The sequence below is a fragment of the Halosimplex rarum genome, assembly GCF_047715405.1.
Taxonomy (GTDB): domain Archaea; phylum Halobacteriota; class Halobacteria; order Halobacteriales; family Haloarculaceae; genus Halosimplex; species Halosimplex rarum.
Window position 1 is genome coordinate 2,035,244 of the sequence record NZ_CP180412.1, and the last position, 21,976, is coordinate 2,057,219.

Consider the following 21,976-nt stretch of genomic DNA (forward strand, 5'->3'; position numbering starts at 1 on the left):
AAGCAATCTACCGGCGGGAATCATCAACTGCTCTTGAGATTCCTATGCAGTAAAAATATACCGATATATCCTAAACTTCGTGACGAATCTTATTGCGGACGAACTCCGCCTTCTCAGGATCGTTCTTTAGGATGATACCGGGGGATCCAGATTCTCCGAAATCACGGAAGTCATGTTCGTCCATCCGGACATACTTCTGATCAAACACCATGTAATGCCGATCTAGCTCTGACGCTGCCTCGCTGAGATGGACGTTTTCATTGCTTTGGGCTAAATTTCGAAGTTTAGAATACTCCTCTCTATGAAGGTGGTCTTCAGCACGAGGATCGAACTTAATTGTAACTTCCACACCTCGTTGAGCAGCATCTGCTATCGAATCAAATATTTTTCTCTCATTATCGAAGCAGTCAAGATCAGTGGTTATGTAGATCTCATCCTCCGTCTTGGCCATTAATTCTGAGAGTTGCTTTTGTTTCCTCCCCTCATCAATATCATTTGTAACCCGCCGAGCAGAATCGATAGCGGCAGCTGCTCCGAGGAGGGCGGCGCCACCAATGATTGTTTTTCCGTCGATATTTGTCATGGTTTATCACCCGGTATTTCTTCGGGTGTGTACTTAAATATTGGCCCCAGCTGTACTAAATGGGCAAATATTGTACAGCCCGCGTGACGGTCACTCATCGCTTTCCGGTACTCATTCTAGATACAAATACTCCACGAATTCCGGAAATACTTTCTTCGCGATAGGACTCAACACCTTGCAGGATAGGCACTGACAGTGATCATTATATTGCAGTCTAGTTATTCTCTATGATTAGTCCCGTGATTTCATCCAGGAAGCGTTAGTTCTCACATGGTCGTGCAATGGAACAGTTGTTGAAGAACTCCATGGTGTAAGCCATGTTGTTGACTGCAGTTAACAACATTCCCCGAATCTTGTGTTCCGCAGTTTGCAGAATGCATCCATAGCTGGGAATGGGTTTTACGAGAGGTGAGAACCCATTCTCCCAGAACTCAGAGAGTTATGACTCAGTTCTTGAAGAACTACGACACGGATCACTCGATACCCGGCTGTTCGCCGGGGGATCCGACCCAAACGGTGGTTTATGATGTCGGACTTGTCATGGACAACTATCCATGAGAATCGAGCGGAACGAGAACCACCACTCGTATCGGTGCTGGCTCATGCCCGAAGAGTACAAGACGCTGAAGCAGACCGCCGGGAGTTACCGCGACTCGCTCATCGTCCAGCTTGGCGGCGAAGTCGGACTCCGGTCCTTCGAGATCCCGCAGATCCATCCGGAACACATCAAGCACGTCGACGGCCACGCTCGTCTCCGCGTTCCCCAGGGGAAGGACACCGAAGGGAGCGGTGGGAAGCCCCGTGACGCCTACCTTCCTGAGAGAGTCGAGAGTGAACTCCTACGCTACGCCAACGTCGAGGACATCGCTCGCGACGAACCGATAGTCGACCTGAGCGAGCGCTCCGTGCAGCGGCGTGTGAAGGCAACCGCCGAACAGGTCGCCGAAGACACCGGGGACTCAGACTGGGAGAAGGTATCGAGCCACGATCTCCGTCGGTACTACGCGCAGACGCTGCTCGTGCGAGAGCGAATGAATCCGCGCGTGGTGATGGAAGTCGGCGGCTGGTCATCGTTCTCAGCTGTGGAGCCGTACTTGAACGCGCCTACAGCAGAGGTAGTGAACGAAGAATTTGATGGGGTCTCACTTTCCTAATCGTCTGGAGCAGTCTCATCGAGCCACTTCTCTTTCGCGCTGTGGGCTCCGCTCTTACTGGAGTATCCGGCGCGCTCCGCTAACTCACTGGTCGAGATCTCACCGCCGGTCTGTTCAAGGAGTAGGTGAACTTTGGCCTGCTTCTCTGTGAGATTTTGAACGTTCGAAATCCCGTTCGCTCGCTGTGGGTGAGCGCCCCCATCGCTGGGTAGTGCGCTATCTCTATTCGACGGCTGTTCTCTCGCTAGCTCTATAGGCGCCGTCGTGCGATTTTGATCTGTGCTCTGTGGGGGCGAAGCAGAGCTATCTGTCGCTGTTCGTTGCCGTTCGATCTCGCGCTCGACCTGCTCTATCTGAATAGTCTCACCAGTGTACCAAACTTGAACGGCGGGAGACTCCCTGAGATGATTTACGACCGTCTCCCCCAGCTCTTCCTCTAGTGACCGATTCTCTGTCGATTCAGGGGGCTGCTCCGGTTGACTGTGTTCGGACTCCTCTGCATTCGGGAACCGGGCCATAGAGATATACTGGTAGCGGGGTACTGTAACCCACATGTTGGGAGTGCTGTGTGGCATCTTCAGAGGGGGGTAGTCCACTGGTCGAAAAGTGACGGAGTTCGAGACCAGCCAGAAGGTACCAACAAGCACCCTGAACCAGCACAGGATCCAGAGAACGGCCACCCCCGAAGTACCCCTCGATTGTTGGTGGTCGCATGACCCCGTTCTATCCACTGACCAAGGATAGTGGTATTGAGTGCCTCAAGGACAGCAGAAACGCGGAATCGACCGGGGGCACGAGGGGGCGAGTTCCGGGTGGTCGTACCGGCTACTCAGGCCGGGACCAGCACGACCAGGCGGGGAAGGAGGTGGCCAACCCCCGGGTGAGACCCCCTCAGATGGGTGGTCTGCCCCCTCAGTCAGCGTTGATTTACAGATGAACACTCTCAGCACCCTGAAGCGACACAGAAGTTTGCTTCGAGGGGGGTGTTCGAAGGGGTATTGAATACCCTCAACCACCCCCTTCGAGGGTGGTCGTTAGATGTCGTCCTCGGGGAAGACCAACTGGATAGGACTATTGAAATCGTACCGCCAATGATACGGTTTGGCAGGATACAGGGCGCACATCGGTTATTGATATTTCGGCAACCGATGAGAATATGAATTGATATAGAAAGGACACATCGCTATCGATTTAAAATCTTCAGTCACAGAACCCCGGCTAAACTAATAACCCAATGAGAACCAGTTTGAATCCGAGAGCAAGGATAGCCAACTGCCGTGCCCTCATTGCGCTCTGAAACTTTCCGAAATACAGGATGTCCAGTGCTTAACAATTAAGATGATAGAGATAAACTCTGTGAGCAACTGGTGACTGGGCGTGCTTGATCAGGACATTAAATCGGCAATACGGACGTACTTGGTTGACCAAGGAGACACTGGATACCTATATTTCGATTTTTATTTTTCATCGAAACGGTTGTCTGAAGACTTAACAGTAGAGTTTCTCAAATCGTCCCTCGGAACAGTCGATATCTCCAAGCATAATAGCATCCAAGGGGACGGCCATTTGATTCGGATTGGAGATGCCCCGATTTTGTTTTGGGAGTTAGACAATCAGAAATGGTTCGTCGTATACTCAAGCACTGGACTCTCTCAAGCCAACCGGAATAAATTGTCTAAGGCTCACAAGAAGGTCGGGTGGATTCTACCAGCGCAACTTGAAAGCGACGTGGTAGATAACTTGTATCAGGAATTTTCGCGAGAAGAAGAATCAGTTAATATTGAACGTCGATGGGATCCGTACTGGGTCTATGAACGCGGGTCAGAAATCCCGGAGAGCCTGAGAGACTACTACAAAGAGAACATTGAGGAGTTTGTCGAAAAGGAGATCGAATTCAATGTGAAGACCCCTGGCTGGTTGGTTGATACAGCATTCAAGCAGGGAGTGAAAGAGGATCTTCTCAATAAGTCTGAAATCTCGCAGTCTCGATTCACCTATGACCCCGACAAATCATCAAGCACAGTCAGTGACGGCGGTGTCTCAGCAGACGAAGATTTCCAGTCGTCCGTGACAATCCGCCAGCGTGGGGAAGTTGTTCACCGGTCAGGAGTCCCAGAAGCCACATTCACGCTGCTGGATGAGGTTGAAATCAGAGATAGTCTGTTTGACGAACTCGCAGAAATTGTTCCTGAAAGAGAGACGCACCGCAGGGAGAACGGGATCGTCGACACGACTCACTTCAACCCTGGCGGCGAGCTCCACATTACATTCAAAGAGAAAGATTTCGACCAGGAAGCAAGTATCACGCTCTCAAATCTCTTGACGGTCGGGCAAGACGATGTTAAAATCCACGGTGTAATACAGTGGCGAGACGAATTAGAATTCCTCGCAGAGACTTACACGCCATTCGACGAGGGGGAGTACCGAATCTTGTTCACTTCCGTTGAAGATGATGATGGCGATGAACGTGCATCGCTACATATACGCCCAAGATCGGCTACAGCAGCAGGCTTAGTATATGTTTTCCAGAAATTGAAGGAAAAGTTCGATCCGCGTGTCGAATACGAGATTGAACACCCGAAATCGATGGAGGTGTAATCTATGGCGGTTAGCAATTATGACGGGAATTCCTGGCATCAGGAGTTCACGATCTACTGGAGTCAACTGTACGCTCTATATGCTCATGAGATCATCTGGCAAGACCAACTCTGCGACCACGGGTATCGTGGGTACCCGGACCCGCAATATGAGACTGATGACGGGGAATTAAACCCTGATCTTACCGGATTCCACGAGGAAGGGGATGCACATCACATCGCTATCCGGTGCTTTGAGGACATCAAGGACGGTGGCAACAAGTATGTAGAAGGGCATGAGGACTCGGTGACTGACGAGATTGAATCTCTGAGCAAGTATCACGATATTGCATCTGAGGAAGTTTCAGACTGGCTTTCCTTTCGAGACCATGATTTTGAACCGAATAATCAGGAAGTAGTTGCGCTAATCCCCCGTGCCCTCTATGCAAAGTACAGTTCTGTAATCGATTCAGCTGCATCTGAGAACGACATCATTGTATGGACTATCCGTCCGAACGGCTCATCAATCATAGAGAAGCAGTGTGGAAACCACTCAAACAGACGATTAGAACGGGCAGTATCTGATGAGTTAAAAACGTATCCGAATGCGACCGATCTACTGCAGTTCAGTAGACGGACCGACACGGAATTTTTGAAATTTGTTTTTGTCAGGAAACTTGTGAACCACTGCTCCCGCGAAAATAAGCTCGAATTCACCTTCGACGAAGTAGATACAATTATGACAGAGAGTCAACCTCCTGTGTTAGGGCACCTTCGGCGTGAAACCAGGGAAGAAGAATTCTGGAGAGATTTCCTCTACAGTATGTTAAGACGCTTCAAAATCATCGAGAAAGGGAACGATGAGAGTACCTACCGGTGGAAGCGGAAGAATTTCATCAACGAACCGCGCTACCAAAGCCGGATCTTAGAGAACGTTCGCGAAGACTTAGGAATCGGTGAAAATGCATGATCGCGTCAATGGAAATTGACCGGCAGGAACTGCGGAACACATTAAACGGGCTTCAACAGTCTACAGAGGTGGAAGAAGAGTCGTTTGAGGATTTCAATCTGATTTCGATGAGTAATCCGAACAGGTTGAAGCTGTACGTGCGACATTTTGAGCTTTTCCAAGTCGTACATACATTGTCTGACTCGGATGCAGTATCACTTGATGTGAAGCAAGACAAAGAAATGGTATTCAATTCTGATGTGCTTACATCTTTGATTAAAAATTCTAAATCCGAGCGGCTCAACATCAGATTCTATGAAGACAAATTCTCAGTAGAAGCTCGAGATAGTTGGTTCTCAACTCCTACTACATTCACGCTAAACCTATTTCAAGAAGATGAATTCCAATCGATTTTGAGCCTCTCTGACTTTGAGACGCTTGCTTCTATCGACCGACGCGAACTGGTTGAGAATTTAGAAATGATGTCCATCGTCTCAAACGTCGTTCAACTCAAATTGACTAGCGACGAATTCTGGATTTCAGTCAGTGACGCTGTGCACGGTGAAGGGAAAGTCATGGAGGCAGTAAACAGAGACGAAATTAGTCTAAATGATTTCGAGCAAAAATACCGTATAGACATTATTGAGTCGTTCCTGGGATCGTTCAACACTGATTTTGTAAATGTTCAGATGAACGAAAACCAGGTACTGCGACTGACTGCTGAAGACGGCGGTCACACCGCTGAACTAACGTTAGCCCCGCGAGTCCGCTGATGCCTCACTGAAACCGCTTGAGAGACCGATTCTCTGCCGATTCTTTACTTGCTTCTAACTTATCCAACTGAGTCTTGATTTCATCAGAAACCCCATCAATCCGGATACCAAGACTGTTTGATCGTTTTTTAATCACTGTTGCAAGATCCGCTTCCCGGATTTCTTCAGCATCTTCATCCCAGTACGTCACGGTGATCGACCAAATTTCCATGTCGAATGCCCCCTTATCAAGTTCCTCTCCAAGTGACGGATGAATCGATTCAGTTCGTAATCGGCGAATAAGCTCGTTCAGCGCTTCTACCTGATAATAGATCTCGTTCAAATCCTTGTATAGATCCGTATCCAGTGAATCGATCACACCCTCTTCGAGTGCAGCTTGCCATGAATCATCAGACAGAACGTCAATAGAGTAATGAGACGTATTTCCGCCGTTTTCACTCTGGAGATGGGAAATCACATCGATATTATGATTCACAGTTTCTCTGTTTCGTTTCAGCTCCTCTTGCACGGATAGCAAATGTTGTCTTGTCCGCTGATATTTTTTTGCCTTGTTTATCTGCCGATCATTGAAAAATGCGACTATAACCCCAATAAGAGTGGCAAACAGAGTCGAAAGAAACCCTGTGAAAACACTGAATCCACCCATCAATACCTTAAAATAAGACCACTCAAATATATCCATCGCAAAACCACCGTAGATACTTTCAGGTCACCGACTACGGCGCAGAAACAGTCGAAATACTGTTACGTCACCCTCTGCAGACGAAGCAAAACCCTGCAATACACTCCTACCGGCCAATTCATACAGTACGTTCGAAATAAGCGGATACGCCGTGCTGATTGTAACCCCTATATTCAGGATACCAAACCCCTCAAATTACAATTAGTTTATCAAGGGAAATGGATTCTATTCGGGGAGTCGCCACAAGCGGGTCATGCCCACTTTCCTACTTTCGAGATAACCCTCGTCGTACAAGGATTTGAGCCGTCGATACGCAGTATCTCTATCACACCCAATCTCTTCGGCAATCGCCTGTGTTCCAGCACCCGGACCGAGCTCACCGACGGCTTCCAGAAATTCCTCGTTAGTGTAACTCGTCGTGTATTTACCTGTCTCCTCATCTCGGTCCTTACCGGGCATCAACTGGTCCATGAATTTCTCTCCGCATGGTGATTTCGGTCGTGACCCCCGAACCACCATACATTATACAATGTATGGGCAAGACTTATCCATACATGCTTCAATGTATGGTCTAAGAACTCGGCTATCTGGGCACCTTCAGTAGGAAATGCCCGGGTGGTAGAGACACCCGAGCCGGGTTCTTGGACCAGAACCCATGCCAACCGACGACACTCAAACGAAAGAAAGCATCGCCTCGGAAACCGACCACAGCCAGCCGTCCCGCCGTGAATTCTTGGGAACTACCGCCCTTTCTGCGCTCCCACTCTCCGAGACCCAGTTCGGGCGAGACAGTGTCCCGGAAATCGTAGCCGCCGAAGTCGCCGCGACGTACGTCGACCCCGCTCGTAGCGACCTGGTTGGGAAACAGCCCGACCCACAGAGGGCGGTTCAGCGATTAGAACACGCTGTCATCCGCCTACGCGATGAAGCGACTCATTCGCTTGACTCGGAACAGGGTCCAGAGTCTCCACCAGCCGAGAGACCATCTGACGACTCACCAATTGCCACCTTCTCAGTCCCGCCAAACTTCGAACGCGAGATCCGGGCTCAGTACCACCGCCACCTCGTACAGACCAATGAAGAAGCTGAACTCGGCTTCGACGAATTTCTAGACGAAGTGGTGACGATTAGAGACGATCCTGCCCGTGGTCTATCTATTTCCTTCGAGGGTTGATTAGTTAATAACTTATTAACTTAACAACAGGTTTGAAGTATGATGGTTTGGAATTTGCATTGTGTAGATGGGCACGAAACGTTGCCGCAGTTCCCTATCGAACGAACAGCCGCTCGATGAGTGAATGACCTAGTGACTCATTCATTCAATCGTTGACATGAACTAAGTAGATCCGCCCGAAACGAACGAGATACACGACCCAAACCAACCCGACAGATCACAACGATGACTCTCCACAGTCGTATAGAACGAACGTATGGCCTGATGTGCTCACCAAGCCTCGGCCATACGTTACGAAAGGTGGACCGGGAAGGGTTCTTCCCAACTGCTGTTACTAGCGCTAGATACTTAGCAATTGGGGATGGTTCCCTCCCGGTCCGGTGTCGCCGGCCTAACCGGCCTGTCATCGGACGATGGAATCCATACACGATGAACTAACGCCGTCCCGTTGGAGTATCGCCTACCACCCGAACAGTCGCCAGACCAGGGGTGATTGGGATGCTTGAGCGGTTCGGACACGACAAGCTCCGGCTCGTCGAGTGCCCCGTCTGCGGAACCGACCTGACGGGTCGGAAGCCCTCCCACCACATCGAGGATCACGCGCCGAGTGAGTTCGGACTCTCGCCGAAGGGGGTGATTCAATGACGGCGACCACTCCCGACGGAGAAGAGTACGTCCGCGAGAACAAGGACCAGCTCGTCCGGATCATCAAGCACGGTGACGATGAGTTTGCCCGTGCTCTCGCACTTCGTGCGCTCGTCAAGTTCGGCAACGAGCCGGCGCTCCACGACGTGGAGAAAGAGATCGAACGAGCGAAAGAGGGGGTCGGACGGTGAGCGCAGGATCAGTCCGCGCCAGCGTCGACGAACTCCCGCGCCTCTCGGATGAGGTCGGGGTTGTCGTCGGCGAGTTCGATGAACTGCTCGACGCGGTCGAGATCGTCCAGGAGTTCCGGGTCGTCGCTAGCAATCTTCAGCAGCTCCCGGCGCGTCTCCCGCTGGTCCTCTTTGATCTGCTCGACCGAACTGCTGTCCATCGCCTGACCGCACCAGACGCAGGTGGGTTCGTCTCGGGGCGTCTCACGGCGGCATCGCGGACACTCGACCGGCGCAATCGGGTCAGTCTCGTCCTCTTCCACGTCGACGCCGTGCGCCTTCGCGACAGCCCGATCGTTCGCATCGCCGAAGACCGCGACGTACCGGGAAGCAACATCAGAACCGCGATCCCAACCGTGGTGGTCCTCGATGTGGGCCTGGTTCACGCCGTCCGACGCGAGATAGGAAGCGGACGACTTCCGCATCCGGGTGAACGTCACCTCGGTATGCGTGACTCCTGCCTTCCGGGCGTGCTTCTTCAGGATCTTCAGCTTCATCTGGTAGCTGATGTCCTCCGGCTTGCTGAGTTTCGACCAGAGAGGTGCATCCGGGGTTTCCGGTGCTGGGTGGACGTTCAGCCACTGTCGGAGATAGGGGACCGCGGTCGTCAGGATAATCGACCGTTCACCCTTCTTCCCGTCGACGGAGATGCGGAGCCCGTACTTGTGGTCAGAAACGTCTCCGACAGAGAGATCACGTATCTCCCCGCTTCGGGCACCAGAATCCCATGCGACGGCGATGAGTGCCTTATCGCGGGCGTGGCGGCACTCTTCGAGCATGGGCTTGATGTGGTCATCCCACCAGAGCATCTTCGACGGGTTCGGCATCGGGTTGTAGTCTTTCGACGTGGTGGCCGAAACCCACGCGATGCTGTCCGGGATCTCGTCCCCGTCGGAAACGTGCTTCCCGTACATACGGAGCGCGACCCGGTAATCCCGGTTCGACTCCTCGTTGTCGTAGGTGTCGTGAATCCAGCGGACGATGTTTTCAGTCGGCCGCTTCTCGTCGAGGGTGTCCGCCAGCCCGCCGACTTCTTCAGCCATTCGCACGCAGTGCCTGAGAAGCTTCTCACGGCGTTGCTTTCCGTACTTACTACCGAGGAGGGCGAGCTGGTTGTCGAAGGCCCTGAGGACTTCTCGGTCGTCCTCGCTCAGTTCCTTGGCGTCGTCGATGCGCTCCTGCAACTTCTCGATTCGCCGGTCCACCGATCGGGTCATCTAGATGGGGGGATGTCTTATCGGCATGTAAACCACCAGTTGATATCCGGGAGGCGGCATCCTCTCACCGCTTGATTTGTGACCCACAGCTTCTGCGTTCTCCAGTGACACCGTTCTATTTCGGCACAATTCGCTCCTCTGCGATGTCCGTACACGCGTATTCACGATAGTCCGGTCGTCGCCTGTCGACTCGAGAGGGCGTCCCACAGCAGGTCGCTCTTCGGGAGCGGTTTTCCGCGACCGAGATGGCGCAACCGAGAACGGGGTCCACGCAAGTACAGCGTCTGACTCGTCTGCGCGACACCGTCCGCCGACGACGTGCTGGCCTCGGAAACGACCGCTCCGTCGTTGCGGATCTCGACGGTGAGTCCCGCGGCCGTATCGTCTCGTTTCTGCCCGTTGACGGAGATGATATCCACGTCGTCGGTGATGTACTCTCCCTGATCTCGACCCCCGTTCGTGACGTGCGAGGACAGGTCTGGCTACAGTCACTTCGGCTGCCGGCCCAGCCGTCACTCGCCGTCTCTTCCGCAGTATCGACCGGTTCGACGGATCGAGTGGCGCCTACGCTCCCGGGACGCCGACGGCCTCTAGAGCACCGATCCCGACGGCCGCGAGCACGTAGAGGACGACGAGCGAGGCGATCCAGGCGATGAGCGCGATGAGGATCGCGTCGCCCCAGCCGCCGGGGTAACGGAACTGGATGACGGCCACGTACGCGACCAGAACCAGAATCGGCCCGAGGAGCGGGATCCAGCCGAACAGGAACCCGACCACTCCCCAGATGATCGCGCCGATCAGTGCCGTCACGATCGCGTACGTGTAGTCCTCGTGATCCGTGATGACGCTCGCACCGATATAGATCCCCAGCGCGCCGACCAGCAGGCTGACCACGAACACGATTATCGAGTCGAGGAGTGCCATATCGGATGAAGTGGGGACAAGCCCGTAGTTACTACACTGTTACTCTCCGATATTCGCGCGTACGACCCGGAGCGAATGCGTAAGTTCGACTTATCGGTTCCACGTCGTTCGCGGCGGGGACGCACTCCCGGTAGACGATTGACCGTTGACGGCCCGATCGCACTGGAACGGCCGTGGACGTGTCGGAGGGGGAGTCACTACAGCAACCGCGGGACGTGAGTCCGGTCTGCGTGACGTTCCCGTCTTCGGACCTAGGCGAATTGACGCGGCAAACTCGATAAGTCGACGTTACCGAGCGAACGGCGCAGCGGGCGCGAGCGGGCTGCAACGGGCGGGAGTAAGCACTCAATTGCTATCGGTGTCGGCGTACAAGTTCGGGCGACAATGGCCGCACAGCCGAACGTCGTCGTCGTCGTCGCCGACACGACGCGTGTCGACGACGCGTACGATCCGCAGGTCGCGCCGACGCTGACGCAACTCGCGTCGACTGGGACGCGGGCCACGCGCGCCGTCTCCGCGGCGCCGTGGACGCTCCCCTCGCACGCCTCGCTGCTGACGGGCGTCCCGCCGTCCGCCCACGGCGCTCACGCCGATCACGAACGCCTCGACGACCGTCACCCGATGCTATCGGAACTGTTCCGCGACGCCGGGTACGAGACGGTGTGCGTCTCGAACAACACCTGGCTGAGCGCCGAGTCCGGGTTCGACCGCGGCTTCGACGAGTTCCGCCAGATGTGGCAGCTCGTCCAGTCCGAGAACGCGCTGAGCGAACTCGTCGACGTGACCGAGGAGAGCCGTGCCCGTCTCGTCGCCCGGAAGCTGTTCGCCGGCAACCCGCTGGTCAACGGCGCGAACGCCCTGTACCGGCGGCTCGTCCGCGACCGCTCCGACGACGGCGCCAAGCGATCGACCTCGTGGATCGCGGACTGGCTGACAGGCCGCTCTCGTGACGACCCCTTCTTCCTGCTCGTCAACTACCTCGAACCGCACCTGGATTACGAGCCGCCCCGCCGGACCACGGAGCCGCATCTGCCCGAGGACGCCACCTACGAGGAGGCGCTGGACGTCCCCCAGGAACCCTGGGACTACCTCGCTGGCATGCTCGAGCTCTCCGACCGGGATCTGCGGCTGCTCCGCGACCTCTATCGCGGAGAGATCACCTACTTCGACGAGCAGCTGGCGGCGCTCAAGGAGGCGCTCGTCGCCGCCGGCGAGTGGGAGGACACGATCCTGGTCGTCACCGCGGATCACGGGGAGAACGTGGGCGACCACGGCCTGATGGACCACCAGTACTGTCTCTACGACACGCTCGTCCACGTTCCGCTGGTCATCACCGGCGGCGCGTTCACCGGCCGGAAAGACATCGACGACCTCGTGAGCCTGCTGGACCTCGCGCCGACGCTCCTCGACGCCGCCGGCATCGACGCGCCGAGCGCCCGCGAGGGCTTTCACGGCAGCTCGTTCCACCCTGACGCCGACGTGCCCGCCCGCGAGTTCGTCGTCAGCGAGTACATGGCTCCCCAGCCCTCGATGGAAGCCCTCGAACGCCACATCGGAGAGGTCCCCGAACACGTCCGACAGTACGACCGATCCCTGCGCGCCATCCGCACGGAGACGCACAAGCTGATCCGGGGCTCTGACGGCTCCGAACGCTGCTACGACCTCGAATCCGACCCCGGCGAAACGACTGACGTGTCCGAGACGAGCCCCGACGTCGTCACCGACCTCGGCGACGCCCTCGACGAGTGGCTCGAAACGGTCGACGCCGCCGGCGACCGCGAGTCGGTGACGATCGGCGACGAACGCAAGGAGCGACTCGAACAGCTCGGCTATCTCCAGTGACGGGTCGAGGGGTCCCCGCTGATACCCGAGAAACGCCGTCGAGAATCGACAGCCATAGCGCCGCTTCTCGGCAGTCACGCCCATTTCACCCATCGAAAAGGATGCAAGAACTTGCCGGCAGGGCGCCCTTTCGAGTGGGGTCCCTAACCCGCCCGTGAATCGAACAGAATCCGAGTCGGTCTCCGTATCCGGCCTTCTCTCGGTCGTTCGAACGCTGTCGGTGGTTGTCGTCGTCGTGACGTCCGTCGGCGTGGCAGGCGTCGCCGCCGGCCAGCCGGCACAGGACGCTTCGGCGAGCGAGGCGGTCACCGGCCTCCAGGACCAGAGCGACCAGACGAACAACACGACTGCGGGCCAACAGAACGAGAGCGACCCGGTATCGCTATCGATCGAGAACGTGACGAACTGCGGCGTTCGATGTCGGACCGTGACGGCCAATCTGACGAACACCGGGAACGAGACGTTGGAGAACGTCACCGCGGACACGCGGATCCTCGCCGACGACACCCGGGTCTGGAACCGCACCGTCCGGTTCGACAACGTCTCCGCCAACGCGTCGGTGAACCGAACCGCGCGGATACGCCTCTCGTACGTCGAGGCGTTCACGATCGCCAACAACGACGGCTGGATCCGGCTCAACACCACCGTCCGCTGGGACGGCGGGAACGCGACGTTCTCCGAGCGCCGCCGAGTCATGCGGTAGCCAGTGCCCGAGACGACCTGGCACGGCCGCCCTGCTCCCCGACGGTACCGCGCGAGTACTCCCTTACGCGCGTGACACTCGGCCCGGATGTCGACTAACGGTGCAGGTAAGCGACCGCTATCTCGCGGGCGAACGAGCGAGAAGGTGCAAACGGAGTCCGGCCTATTTGCGGACCCGGACGCCACTGCCCACACGGGTCACGTACCCGCGATTCGTCATGCACCACACACACCACACAGGAGCCGACCAGCAGGACCGACAGACGCACGACCGCCAGCAGCGACAGGGACAGCAACACCGCCAGCAGGACCAGCAGCATCAGCAGCATCAGCAGGGCCAGCAGGGCCAGCACCAGCGCGGCCAGCAGCAATCCCACCAGCAACGAGGTCAGCACCAGCAACACCAGCAGGGCCAGCACCAGCGCGGCCAGCAGCAACAGGGTCAGCACCAGCAACAGCAGCACGGTCAGCACCCCCAACAGCAGCACGGGCAGATGCAGGGTCAGCAGACGAACCGAGCGCACCAGCCTGGCCAGGGCCAGCAACAGCACGCCGGCCAGCAGATGCACCAGCCCCAAGGCGATTTCGGATCCCCGTCCGCACAGATGCCCCGACAGGATGAGTTCCAGCACCACCGTCGGAGTTCCGGGCAACCGCAACAGTCGGGACAGCACGGCGGCAGCCAGCACCAGCAGGGCGGCCAGCAGTCTATGACTGGCCAACAGCGCCACCAGACCGGCGGGCAGCAACAGGGCCGCCAAGCGAGCAGTCATCAGCACCACCCCGACAGTCAGCAGCAGAGCCACCAGGGCAGTCAGCAACAGAGTCGCCCGACGGGGACCCAGCGCCAGTTCCAGCAGGTGAGTAGCCAGCGAACGAAGCAGACCGGTGGCCACCCGGGTAGCAGCGGCCAGCCCAGTCAGCCCAGCCAGCGCGCGAGCAGCCACCAGCACCACCCCAGCGACCAGCACTACTGGCAGTCCGAACGCCAGGAGCGACAGCACACCGGCGACCAGCAGCAGCGTCAGTCCGGGGTCCAGCACCAGCAGCAGCCGCAGATCGGAGGACAGCACCAGCAGCAGCCCCAGACCGGAAGACAGCACCAGCAACAGGGCCGTTCTCAGCAGGACCAGTTCGGCGGGTCGGGGCAGCCTCGGCAGCCGAACCGACAGTCTATCGACGACGTCGTTCCCCAGTCGAACCAGCACTCGGGGTCGTGGTCCGAGGAAGGGCTCCTGTACGGCGGCGAGGCGCGCCACGACCACGACCCCCAGCACGTCGGTAGCGAGCAGAGCTACGGCCGCTGAGACGCCGGCGAGTTTCGACGCCGACCGTCACCGTCTCCGTCACTTCCCCCGGTAGACCGGCCACCTGACGCCGAGGGCGGGAAGCCGCCACCGGACCTCGGCACCGATCCACGCGAGCGTCGCCCCGATCCCGAGCAGCGCCGCCGCGAACTCCGGGCGGCCCATCCACACCGGCGAGACGAAGATGACGCCGTTGACGACCCGCGAGGGGACGACGAACGTCACCAGGTCGCTCAGCGGATCCAGCGGGTCGAACCCGCCGCCGTCCGCCCGCTCGGCCGTTCTCGATTCGAGGCCCAGGCGGGCCGCGCTCTCGCCGCCGGCGCTCTCGGACCCAGTCTCCAGTCGCTCGGCGTCGTAGGGGTGGGAGACGGGCACCGACCAGACGACCTCGCCCCGCTGGTTCACTTCGAGGACGCGCTTGCCGTGGGTGTCGGCGATCAGCGTGTTGCCGTTCGGAAGGCGGTCGGCGTCGCGCGGCCACTGGAGTCGGGCGTCGCGCCACTGCCAGGTCCGCTCCCAGACGCCCTCCGCGGCGGTCGTCGCCTCGCCCGACTCGGGGTCGACGCGCTGGTACTCGACGATCCGGCCGTTCTCCGAGTCCGCGACGAGGAGGGCCGGCCCGCCGCGCTCCGGTGGGATGTAGTCGGGGTTGTGCTGCTCGTAGAGCGTGTCGTGGTCGCCGTCGCTCCCGAGCGTCCAGTTCTCGACGAGCCCCGTCTCGCGGTCGATGAAGACCACCTGATCCTGGTTGCGGAGGCTGACCACCACGCGGCCGTCGTCGAGCAGTGAGACGTCGTTGATGTGCGCCCAGTCCTCGGGGTACGCCCCGCCGCCCTCGACGGGGAAGTCACTCTGGGCGTCCCAGCGCCACTCGACGAGGTCCGTCGTCGTGTTCACCAGGAAGACCTGGTCGTCGACGATGTCGGCGATCAGGATGCGCTCGTCGTCGACGCGGACGTGGTCGTGCCACTCGGCGGCGAGTTCGCTGTCGTCGTACCGGGCGTATATCTCCCGTGTCTCGCCCGTCGAAAGGTTCACGCGCTCGATCACGTTCCGGGTGCACGGCGGCGACTCGCAGGTGGGACCGCTGGTGTGGATCGTGTCGGTCGCGGCGTACTCGACGGTCAGCGACTCGTTCGCCACCGGGTCGACGTCGAAGTACTTGGTGTGGGTGTCGTCGTAGTAGAGGAGGCTACCATTCGGGCGCCAGGCGACGATCGTCCCGAACTTCGCCGACTCGGTGACGACCGTGTGGCCGTCGCGCGGCTCCGGTCGCGGGACGTCGCCGGCGCTCGCGGTCGTCGGTGCCGTCGCCGCGCCGTAGGCGAGGCCCGCGATCGAGACGACCAGTAGCGCCGCGAAGACGACTCTGACGGCACGGCGTGAGACCACTGTCGTGCGACCGTATGACCGCCGCCGACAAGAAACTGATCCACGCCGCGCGCTCGAAACGGACTACGAGAGCGGGTCTGGCGACGGGTCGGAGCGCCGCCGGTGCGGTCTGGCCGTCACCGGAACAGTCGGAGCGCCGCCGGCGCGGTCACAGCCCGATCAGATCGTCGATGTCGACGTCGGTGACGCGGCCGCCACAGCCCGTGCATTCGCTGACGTTGGACGGCGCCGGGCCGCCTTCCATGTGCAGGAGCCCGCAGTCGGTACACACTTCGAGTTCTGCCTGGAGCATGCGCCCGGGATGTCACGGCGGTCCGACATGTGTCTTGTGCCGGTTCGGACGAGAACGGGTCGATCCGGACGGGAGGATCCGGCGACCGAGATGGACGTGTTCGGCGGCCGACGTGGACGGGGCCAGCGAGAAGTCGACTACTGGTCGATCGAGTCGATGCGGTCCGCGAGCGGGGCCGCGCGTTCGTCGTCGGCCAACCGTGCGCGGACGCTCCCGACGTCCGCGGCGAGTCGGTAGGTCGGCCGCCCCTTCCCAGTCGGGGACGTGGCGTCCCGCGTCCCGTCGACGAGTCCGGCGGCCTCCAGTTCGTTGAGAGTGCGGGCCACCTCCGCTTCGGTCACCGTCCCGAGTACGTCTCCCTCAACGGCGTCCATCGCCGCGTTGCACGTCCGCCGGATCTCCCCCGCGTGGGCCGGCGTCTCGTCGCGGGTCGCCAGTTCGGTCACGCCGGCGAGGATTACCTGCGTCGACAGCGACGCCGACTCGAGGTCCTCAGAATCGCTCATACCACACCGTTCGGCCGGACGTGTCATAACGATTGGGTGCGGGATCAGCCGGTATCGTCCGTCAGGTCGTCGTCTGGGTCGTGTTCCGCTGGGGGATCTTGGGGATGAGCCACGAGAGGAACGCGTCGGGGCTGCGGGTCTGTGTCCACACCGTCCCCTCGCCCTCGAACTCGCAGACCAGTCCCTCGCCGCTGAACAGCGTCGACTTCAGGCCGCCGACCTTCCGCACGTCGAACGAGAGCGAGTCCTCGAAGGCGACGATGTGGCCCGTGTCGACGACGTACGACTCCGCCCCGTCGAGTTCGTGCTCGTCGATGGCCCCGTAGCTCGACAGGAACAGCGGCCCAGTCCCTTCCATCCGTAGGAGAAAGAGCCCCTCGCCGCCGAAGAACGTCTTCGCGCCGCCGAACTCCGTGTCGACGGTGATCGACGGATCCGACGCCAGGAACGACGACGACTGCACGTAGAGCGTCTCGTCGTCGAGCGAGTGATGCTGGACGTCGCCGGACAGCGCCGGCGCCAGCTGGATCCGGCCCGGTTCCGAGGCGGTGAACGTGTTCATGAAGAACGACTCGCCGCCGAACAGCGACCGCGACAGGGACTTGAGCAGCCCGCCCTCGGCCGCCGTCTCGACGTCGACGTGCGGCGACTTGCTCACCATCGCTCCCGCTTCCGACCGGACTGACTCCCCGGCGTCGAGGTCGAGGGTCAACTGCGCGTACGACGGTCTGTGACTGATCTCGTGGTCCATGCCATCAGTACGCTGTCATCACGTTAATCAGTTCTTGCTCGCTTGTTGCCACGATCCGCGGGCGCGTGTGGGCGCTGACCCTGGCCGCCGGACCGGTAACCCCACCCAACCGACTGCCGACGCCGAGTGCCGGTCTGCGAGTACCACTGTCTTACTCCGGGACGCCGTGCACGTCCCCGCTGACGGCGGGACGCGGCCGCGAGCGGCGCCGAAGTTCGCCCGTCATAACAATGGCCGTTCCGCTCCGGCATCGGGTATGACGCTCGAAACGCGGGCGGGGAGCAGTACGGTCGGTCGGCGATCGCTGCTGCAGGCGCTCGCAGCGGCGGGCGCCTTCGGCACGGCGGCGACCGGGGTGACCGCAGCGCGGGGCGGGCAGGATGGCGACGACGACTCGAACGACGACGCCGACCCGCTGTACGCCGTCGAGCAGGGCGACGAACGCTACGAGATCACGCCCCTCTCGGGGAGCGAGCCGGTGGAATCGTTTTACGACCTGCGCATCCCGGAGAAGTACGTCGGCGAAAACGGGGCGACCGACCCCGGAGAAGGCCCGTATTACATGTCGGTCGGCACGCGGGACCTGCAGCGACCGTCGACGTCGCTGCTGTTTTTCTACGACGGTCCGGACGGCGTGAGTCTCGTAGTCGTCCACGACGCCGACGGCGACGACGGCGGGTCGGCCACCTGGACGGTCTCCGGCGTCCCGGCGAGCGCCGAGTGGCTCGTCAAGGACGATTTCTACCTGTTCGAGTCGGGCGAGCGACCGGAGAGCAACTACGACAACTGGGACACCGACGGTTCGAACCACCGGATCGACTGGACCTGGGGCGCGACCAGGGGCGACGGCGGCGTTCTAGGGTATCTCGACCCGGGGGCATCTATCGGGATCAACCCGCAGTTCAACGAGGAGGCGGCGCTCTACGGCGAACACTACGAGGGCGATATCGACGAGTGGCAGCTCCTCTCCGCCGACGGGGAGGGCGGGGTCACCCGGTCGACGCTCGACCTCGGCGCGCCCATCACGGTCGCCGTCGAACGGGCGTCAACCGACGGAGGCGGCGACGGCACGGATCTCGACCTCTCGGTCTCCCCGCCGGACGCGAAGATCAACGTCGAGAGCGAGGGGCTGGTCCCGGTCGACATCGATTGCCCGGACCCCTCGGCGATCGACCTAGACTCGATCTCGTTCGGCGCGCCGGAGGCGGTCGACGGCGGTGACGGCGCGTCCCCGAAACAGCACGACCACGCCGAAGAGAGGACGTGCAGAGTTCACTTCCGCGTCGACGAGACGGATATCGACCCCGAGAACGCGCTCGCGAAGGTCGTCGGGAAGATCCGCGGTTCGGGCGACGGAGGCGGCGGAAGCGACGAGTTCTCCTCGTTCTCGCTCGACGACGCCATCGACGCGTTCGATCCGACTGACGACGGGGAAGACGACGGAGATGACAGCGACGATGGGGAGGGCGAGGAAGACGGACAGAGGAAGGACGGTCGCGGTCCGCCGGATCACGCCAACGACGACGAGAGCAACGGGCGTGGAAACGGGAACGGAAAGGGCAGGGGGAACGGGGAGGGCAAGGGGAACTGACGGACAGCGAACGCCCGAACAGGACGATGTCGTATTTCTGCCAGGTGTTGTTGACGGCGGGAGTTCTCCCGGATTCCGGACTATCATCTGGGCAGCCGCGGAAGCAGACGAATCTGCGGTCGGGAACCGCCGGTTCCGCCGTTACTCGGGGGCGAGCGGCTCGTCCGCTCGGTACGTGATACCCATCGGGAGCCCCTCGGCGTCGGTGTCCGGATCGGTTGGGATCGTCAAGAGGTCACCGTCACCGGGCGCGGCGGTGTACGCGAGGGCGACGGCGTCCAAAACGTCGGCGACGGCCACTTCGTAGCCCTCGGTCGCGGCGGCGGCCGCCTGGACGGTCGGCGGCGCGTCGCGGTCGTACCGCGCCAGCGTGCGCATCCGCTCGGCGTAGCCCGCCGCGTACGCGCTGGAGTGTTCCAGCGGTTCGCCGGCGAAGGCCCGGTAGCAGAGTTCGGGGTGGGACTCCGCGAACGCCGCGTTGGCCTCGGGGACGTTCCGGAGGAGTTCGTCGACGGCGGCGATGCCGTCGCTCATCGCGAACGCCCGCTCGGTGATCCCGCGACCCGCCTTGCGCTCGTTGACCCGCTGGGCCGCGGGGTAGCGGCGCTTGCGCGTCGCCTCGCGGACCGGGGGGACGACCACGGTGTCGGCCATCGGACCGAGGACGTCGCGGGTGAGGGCGTCGCACCGGCGTCCCTCCTCGCCCTCTTCGACCAGTCCGATCGGCACGTCGACGAGAACGCACTCGGCGCGCTCCTCGTATCGGACCCAGAGGTCGCCGATCTCCGTGAACGCGGCGGCGTGGTCGAACCCGGCGCGGTCGAACGCCACCGCGAACCACGCCGCCTCCGACCAGTCGACGCCGACGTACAGCGGTCCCCCTGTCTCGCTCATGCCTCGAAATTTCGAGTCGGCGGACAAAAATCCCTTGCCTACGTGGGTTCCGCCGCGATCCGGCGCGCCACGGCGCACAGCACCCCGAAGGGTCGTGGTAACGCTTCTCTCGGAACTCTTATACATCCCCCGACGTTGTGTTTAGAAGCAATGGCATCCGGTAAGGTTGACTTCTTCAACGACACGGGCGGTTACGGTTTCATCGAGACTGAGGACGCTGACGACGACGTTTTCTTCCACATGGAGGACGTGGGCGGTCCGGACCTCGAAGAGGGACAGGAAGTGGAGTTCGACATTGAGCAGGCGGACAAGGGTCCGCGAGCGACCAACCTGGAGCGCCTGTAACAATGGCGAAAGGTAAGGTCGACTTCTTCAATGACACCGGCGGGTACGGCTTCATCGAGACCGACGACGCGGACGACGACGTGTTCTTCCACATGGAAGACGTCGGCGGCCCCGACCTCGAAGAGGGTCAGGAAGTCGAGTTCGACATCGAGCAGGCCGACAAGGGCCCGCGAGCGACCAACCTGGAGCGCCTCTAATGGCCTCCGGTAAGGTCGACTTCTTCAACGACACCGGTGGATACGGTTTCATCGAGACCGAGGACGCGGACGACGACGTGTTCTTCCACATGGAAGACGTCGGCGGCCCCGACCTCGAAGAGGGACAGGAAGTCGAGTTCGACATCGAGCAGGCCGACAAGGGCCCGCGCGCGTCGAACCTCACGCGACAGTAAGTCGCACTCTCTAACTGCGGCGTCAGCGTTCCGCTGACTCCGAATTTTCATATTATCACGCCTCCGAGCGACAGCGCTCCGAACGACGCCGCTCGTGCGGTTGCTCGCGGCGGATCGCTATCGTCCCGGCAGCGACGGGAGTCGAGAACAGCGAGAAACCCGCTTACTGCGGGTCGATGTCGTTCAGTTTCGCGAGGTCCTCGTCGGTGAGGTCGACCTGCGACGCCGCGACGTTCGATTCGAGGTGGTCGACGCTCGACGTGCCCGGGATCGGGAGCGTCACGTCGGAGTGGTGGAGGAGCCACGCGAGCGCGACCTGGCGACGACTGGCATCGCGGCCGTCCCCGACTTCGTCGAGCACCTCCGCGATGCCCTCGTCGTCGACGGTGTAGAGCGGGCCCCAGGGGATGAACCCGACGTCGTATTCCTCGCAGGCCTGCAGGACGTCCTCGTCGTCGCGATATCCGATATTGTACTGGTTCTGGACCGTCGCGATGTCGACGATGTCCCGCGCGGTCTCCAGTTGTTCCACGGTGACGTTCGAGAGGCCGACGTGGTCGACCTGCCCTTCGTCTTTCATCTCGGCGAAGGCGTGGACCGAGTCCTCGAAGTCCGTGTCGGGATCCGGGCGGTGGTACTGGTAGAGGTCGATCGAATCGACGCCGAGTCGATCTTTGCTGACCATCACCTGATTGTGAAGATAGTCGGGGTCGCCGTGGGGCAGCCACTCGCCGTCGCGGTGGCGCAGGAGGCCCGCCTTCGTGGCGACGACTGGGTCCGCGTCGACCTCGGCGAGCGCCTCGCGGAGGATCCGCTCGCTGACGCCCGGGCCGTAGGAGTCGGCCGTGTCGATCAGGTCGACGCCCAGTTCGACCGCTCGCTGGACGACGCGCCGGGCCGTCTCCTCGTCGTCGGGCCGGCCGATGATGTCCTCGCCGGTGAGCCGCATCGCCCCGAATCCGAGTCGGTGGACGGTCAGCTCGCCGTCGATGTCGAACGTGTCGCTCTCGTTGGATACGTCGTCAGCCATAGCGCCCGATTCTGTGGCTTCCA

The 21,976-nt window shown here is 60.1% G+C and carries 25 protein-coding genes; 12 read left to right on the top strand and 13 right to left on the bottom strand.

Going from position 1 to position 21,976, the window contains the following annotated elements:
• Positions 1–70 precede the first annotated feature (70 nt).
• Positions 71–583 (bottom strand): hypothetical protein, encoded by a 513-nt coding sequence (locus ACMGFH_RS09980; protein ID WP_415382949.1) that lies wholly within the window; start codon positions 581–583, stop codon positions 71–73.
• Positions 584–1,137: 554 nt separating this feature from the next.
• Here ACMGFH_RS09980 and ACMGFH_RS09985 point away from each other — a divergent pair.
• Positions 1,138–1,737 (top strand): site-specific integrase, encoded by a 600-nt coding sequence (locus ACMGFH_RS09985; RefSeq protein WP_415382951.1) that lies wholly within the window; start codon positions 1,138–1,140, stop codon positions 1,735–1,737.
• Here the strand turns inward: ACMGFH_RS09985 and ACMGFH_RS09990 are convergent.
• Complete coding sequence (locus ACMGFH_RS09990) at positions 1,734–2,312, bottom strand: hypothetical protein (RefSeq protein ID WP_415382953.1); 579 nt, start codon at positions 2,310–2,312, stop codon at positions 1,734–1,736. The genes ACMGFH_RS09985 and ACMGFH_RS09990 overlap by 4 nt on opposite strands.
• Positions 2,313–3,114: 802 nt before the next feature.
• On the opposite strand from ACMGFH_RS09990, the gene ACMGFH_RS09995 reads away from it, so the two are divergent.
• From ACMGFH_RS09995 to ACMGFH_RS10005, 3 genes are read left to right on the top strand one after another with little or no spacing between them, the layout of a single operon-like run.
• Positions 3,115–4,335 carry a hypothetical protein gene (locus tag ACMGFH_RS09995; RefSeq protein WP_415382955.1) on the top strand — a complete coding sequence of 407 codons (1,221 nt, stop codon included), beginning with the start codon at positions 3,115–3,117 and terminating at the stop codon, positions 4,333–4,335.
• A 3-nt stretch (positions 4,336–4,338) separates the two neighbouring features.
• Positions 4,339–5,283 (top strand): hypothetical protein, encoded by a 945-nt coding sequence (locus ACMGFH_RS10000; protein WP_415382956.1) that lies wholly within the window; start codon positions 4,339–4,341, stop codon positions 5,281–5,283.
• Positions 5,284–5,291: 8 nt separating this feature from the next.
• Positions 5,292–6,035, top strand: coding sequence for a hypothetical protein (locus tag ACMGFH_RS10005; RefSeq protein ID WP_415382957.1), 744 nt, complete (start codon positions 5,292–5,294; stop codon positions 6,033–6,035).
• 4 nt (positions 6,036–6,039) lie between these two features.
• Here the strand turns inward: ACMGFH_RS10005 and ACMGFH_RS10010 are convergent, their stop codons facing one another.
• Both ACMGFH_RS10010 and ACMGFH_RS10015 read right to left on the bottom strand, forming a co-directional pair.
• A complete protein-coding gene (locus tag ACMGFH_RS10010) occupies positions 6,040–6,681 on the bottom strand; it encodes a hypothetical protein (protein ID WP_415382959.1) in 642 nt (213 codons plus the stop codon).
• A 261-nt stretch (positions 6,682–6,942) separates the two neighbouring features.
• Positions 6,943–7,188, bottom strand: a complete 246-nt coding sequence (locus tag ACMGFH_RS10015; protein ID WP_415382961.1) for a helix-turn-helix domain-containing protein — start codon at positions 7,186–7,188, stop codon at positions 6,943–6,945.
• A 184-nt stretch (positions 7,189–7,372) separates the two neighbouring features.
• On the opposite strand from ACMGFH_RS10015, the gene ACMGFH_RS10020 reads away from it, so the two are divergent.
• Both ACMGFH_RS10020 and ACMGFH_RS10025 read left to right on the top strand, forming a co-directional pair.
• Positions 7,373–7,891, top strand: a complete 519-nt coding sequence (locus ACMGFH_RS10020; protein ID WP_415382962.1) for a hypothetical protein — start codon at positions 7,373–7,375, stop codon at positions 7,889–7,891.
• Positions 7,892–8,532: 641 nt separating this feature from the next.
• Entirely contained in the window at positions 8,533–8,727 is a 195-nt protein-coding gene (locus ACMGFH_RS10025) for a hypothetical protein (protein WP_415382964.1), read from the top strand.
• A gap of 8 nt (positions 8,728–8,735) precedes the next feature.
• On the opposite strand, the gene ACMGFH_RS10030 is transcribed toward ACMGFH_RS10025, so the two are convergent.
• Together ACMGFH_RS10030 and ACMGFH_RS10035 are read right to left on the bottom strand one after the other, a co-directional pair.
• Positions 8,736–9,983 (bottom strand): site-specific integrase, encoded by a 1,248-nt coding sequence (locus ACMGFH_RS10030; RefSeq protein WP_415382965.1) that lies wholly within the window; start codon positions 9,981–9,983, stop codon positions 8,736–8,738.
• A gap of 564 nt (positions 9,984–10,547) precedes the next feature.
• Positions 10,548–10,907 (bottom strand): hypothetical protein, encoded by a 360-nt coding sequence (locus ACMGFH_RS10035; RefSeq protein WP_415382967.1) that lies wholly within the window; start codon positions 10,905–10,907, stop codon positions 10,548–10,550.
• Positions 10,908–11,291: 384 nt separating this feature from the next.
• On the opposite strand from ACMGFH_RS10035, the gene ACMGFH_RS10040 reads away from it, so the two are divergent.
• Positions 11,292–12,749: a sulfatase gene (locus ACMGFH_RS10040; protein WP_415382968.1), complete on the top strand. Its 1,458-nt coding sequence runs from the start codon at positions 11,292–11,294 to the stop codon at positions 12,747–12,749.
• 235 nt (positions 12,750–12,984) lie between these two features.
• On the top strand, positions 12,985–13,452 hold the full coding sequence (locus ACMGFH_RS10045; protein ID WP_415382970.1) for a hypothetical protein: 468 nt from the start codon (positions 12,985–12,987) through the stop codon (positions 13,450–13,452).
• Between the two features lie 94 nt (positions 13,453–13,546).
• Here ACMGFH_RS10045 and ACMGFH_RS10050 read toward each other — a convergent pair whose 3' ends face one another.
• From ACMGFH_RS10050 to ACMGFH_RS10070, 5 genes are all read right to left on the bottom strand, one after another.
• Complete coding sequence (locus ACMGFH_RS10050; RefSeq protein WP_415382971.1) at positions 13,547–14,659, bottom strand: hypothetical protein; 1,113 nt, start codon at positions 14,657–14,659, stop codon at positions 13,547–13,549.
• Between the two features lie 138 nt (positions 14,660–14,797).
• Positions 14,798–16,153, bottom strand: coding sequence for an arylsulfotransferase family protein (locus tag ACMGFH_RS10055; protein WP_415382972.1), 1,356 nt, complete (start codon positions 16,151–16,153; stop codon positions 14,798–14,800).
• A 148-nt stretch (positions 16,154–16,301) separates the two neighbouring features.
• The gene (locus tag ACMGFH_RS10060) at positions 16,302–16,445 is read right to left on the bottom strand and encodes a hypothetical protein (RefSeq protein WP_274323211.1); all 144 of its coding nucleotides are present in this window, start codon (positions 16,443–16,445) and stop codon (positions 16,302–16,304) included.
• A gap of 137 nt (positions 16,446–16,582) precedes the next feature.
• Complete coding sequence (locus tag ACMGFH_RS10065) at positions 16,583–16,951, bottom strand: hypothetical protein (protein WP_415382974.1); 369 nt, start codon at positions 16,949–16,951, stop codon at positions 16,583–16,585.
• A gap of 61 nt (positions 16,952–17,012) precedes the next feature.
• Entirely contained in the window at positions 17,013–17,702 is a 690-nt protein-coding gene (locus tag ACMGFH_RS10070; protein ID WP_415382975.1) for a TIGR00266 family protein, read from the bottom strand.
• Positions 17,703–17,958: 256 nt separating this feature from the next.
• Here ACMGFH_RS10070 and ACMGFH_RS10075 point away from each other — a divergent pair, with 256 nt between their 5' ends.
• Positions 17,959–19,293, top strand: a complete 1,335-nt coding sequence (locus tag ACMGFH_RS10075) for a hypothetical protein (protein ID WP_415382976.1) — start codon at positions 17,959–17,961, stop codon at positions 19,291–19,293.
• A 141-nt stretch (positions 19,294–19,434) separates the two neighbouring features.
• On the opposite strand, the gene ACMGFH_RS10080 is transcribed toward ACMGFH_RS10075, so the two are convergent.
• Positions 19,435–20,187, bottom strand: coding sequence for a DUF429 domain-containing protein (locus ACMGFH_RS10080; RefSeq protein ID WP_415382977.1), 753 nt, complete (start codon positions 20,185–20,187; stop codon positions 19,435–19,437).
• A gap of 150 nt (positions 20,188–20,337) precedes the next feature.
• Here ACMGFH_RS10080 and ACMGFH_RS10085 point away from each other — a divergent pair, with 150 nt between their 5' ends.
• Genes ACMGFH_RS10085 through ACMGFH_RS10095 form a run of 3 tightly spaced genes read left to right on the top strand, consistent with a single transcriptional unit; the run spans position 20,338 to position 20,923 of the window.
• On the top strand, positions 20,338–20,532 hold the full coding sequence (locus tag ACMGFH_RS10085) for a cold-shock protein (protein ID WP_006883278.1): 195 nt from the start codon (positions 20,338–20,340) through the stop codon (positions 20,530–20,532).
• A gap of 2 nt (positions 20,533–20,534) precedes the next feature.
• Positions 20,535–20,729: a cold-shock protein gene (locus tag ACMGFH_RS10090; protein ID WP_415382978.1), complete on the top strand. Its 195-nt coding sequence runs from the start codon at positions 20,535–20,537 to the stop codon at positions 20,727–20,729.
• The gene (locus tag ACMGFH_RS10095) at positions 20,729–20,923 is read left to right on the top strand and encodes a cold-shock protein (protein ID WP_415382979.1); all 195 of its coding nucleotides are present in this window, start codon (positions 20,729–20,731) and stop codon (positions 20,921–20,923) included. Before ACMGFH_RS10090 ends, ACMGFH_RS10095 begins: the two co-directional genes overlap by 1 nt.
• Before the next feature lie 163 nt (positions 20,924–21,086).
• On the opposite strand, the gene ACMGFH_RS10100 is transcribed toward ACMGFH_RS10095, so the two are convergent.
• Entirely contained in the window at positions 21,087–21,953 is an 867-nt protein-coding gene (locus tag ACMGFH_RS10100) for an aldo/keto reductase (RefSeq protein ID WP_415382980.1), read from the bottom strand.
• Positions 21,954–21,976 lie beyond the last annotated feature (23 nt).

Excerpts from the sequence above, each read along its gene's own strand:
- ACMGFH_RS09980 (WP_415382949.1), bottom strand. The coding sequence starts at position 583 with ATGACAAATATCGACGGAAAAACAATCATTGGTGGCGCCGCCCTCCTC.
- ACMGFH_RS09985 (WP_415382951.1), top strand. The coding sequence starts at position 1,138 with ATGAGAATCGAGCGGAACGAGAACCACCACTCGTATCGGTGCTGGCTC.
- ACMGFH_RS09990 (WP_415382953.1), bottom strand. The coding sequence starts at position 2,312 with ATGCCACACAGCACTCCCAACATGTGGGTTACAGTACCCCGCTACCAG.
- ACMGFH_RS10000 (WP_415382956.1), top strand. The coding sequence starts at position 4,339 with ATGGCGGTTAGCAATTATGACGGGAATTCCTGGCATCAGGAGTTCACG.
- ACMGFH_RS10005 (WP_415382957.1), top strand. The coding sequence starts at position 5,292 with ATGGAAATTGACCGGCAGGAACTGCGGAACACATTAAACGGGCTTCAA.
- ACMGFH_RS10010 (WP_415382959.1), bottom strand. The coding sequence starts at position 6,681 with ATGGGTGGATTCAGTGTTTTCACAGGGTTTCTTTCGACTCTGTTTGCC.
- ACMGFH_RS10015 (WP_415382961.1), bottom strand. The coding sequence starts at position 7,188 with ATGGACCAGTTGATGCCCGGTAAGGACCGAGATGAGGAGACAGGTAAA.
- ACMGFH_RS10020 (WP_415382962.1), top strand. The coding sequence starts at position 7,373 with ATGCCAACCGACGACACTCAAACGAAAGAAAGCATCGCCTCGGAAACC.
- ACMGFH_RS10025 (WP_415382964.1), top strand. The coding sequence starts at position 8,533 with ATGACGGCGACCACTCCCGACGGAGAAGAGTACGTCCGCGAGAACAAG.
- ACMGFH_RS10030 (WP_415382965.1), bottom strand. The coding sequence starts at position 9,983 with ATGACCCGATCGGTGGACCGGCGAATCGAGAAGTTGCAGGAGCGCATC.
- ACMGFH_RS10035 (WP_415382967.1), bottom strand. The coding sequence starts at position 10,907 with ATGGCACTCCTCGACTCGATAATCGTGTTCGTGGTCAGCCTGCTGGTC.
- ACMGFH_RS10040 (WP_415382968.1), top strand. The coding sequence starts at position 11,292 with ATGGCCGCACAGCCGAACGTCGTCGTCGTCGTCGCCGACACGACGCGT.
- ACMGFH_RS10060 (WP_274323211.1), bottom strand. The coding sequence starts at position 16,445 with ATGCTCCAGGCAGAACTCGAAGTGTGTACCGACTGCGGGCTCCTGCAC.
- ACMGFH_RS10065 (WP_415382974.1), bottom strand. The coding sequence starts at position 16,951 with ATGAGCGATTCTGAGGACCTCGAGTCGGCGTCGCTGTCGACGCAGGTA.
- ACMGFH_RS10070 (WP_415382975.1), bottom strand. The coding sequence starts at position 17,702 with ATGGACCACGAGATCAGTCACAGACCGTCGTACGCGCAGTTGACCCTC.
- ACMGFH_RS10075 (WP_415382976.1), top strand. The coding sequence starts at position 17,959 with ATGACGCTCGAAACGCGGGCGGGGAGCAGTACGGTCGGTCGGCGATCG.
- ACMGFH_RS10080 (WP_415382977.1), bottom strand. The coding sequence starts at position 20,187 with ATGAGCGAGACAGGGGGACCGCTGTACGTCGGCGTCGACTGGTCGGAG.
- ACMGFH_RS10085 (WP_006883278.1), top strand. The coding sequence starts at position 20,338 with ATGGCATCCGGTAAGGTTGACTTCTTCAACGACACGGGCGGTTACGGT.
- ACMGFH_RS10090 (WP_415382978.1), top strand. The coding sequence starts at position 20,535 with ATGGCGAAAGGTAAGGTCGACTTCTTCAATGACACCGGCGGGTACGGC.
- ACMGFH_RS10095 (WP_415382979.1), top strand. The coding sequence starts at position 20,729 with ATGGCCTCCGGTAAGGTCGACTTCTTCAACGACACCGGTGGATACGGT.
- ACMGFH_RS10100 (WP_415382980.1), bottom strand. The coding sequence starts at position 21,953 with ATGGCTGACGACGTATCCAACGAGAGCGACACGTTCGACATCGACGGC.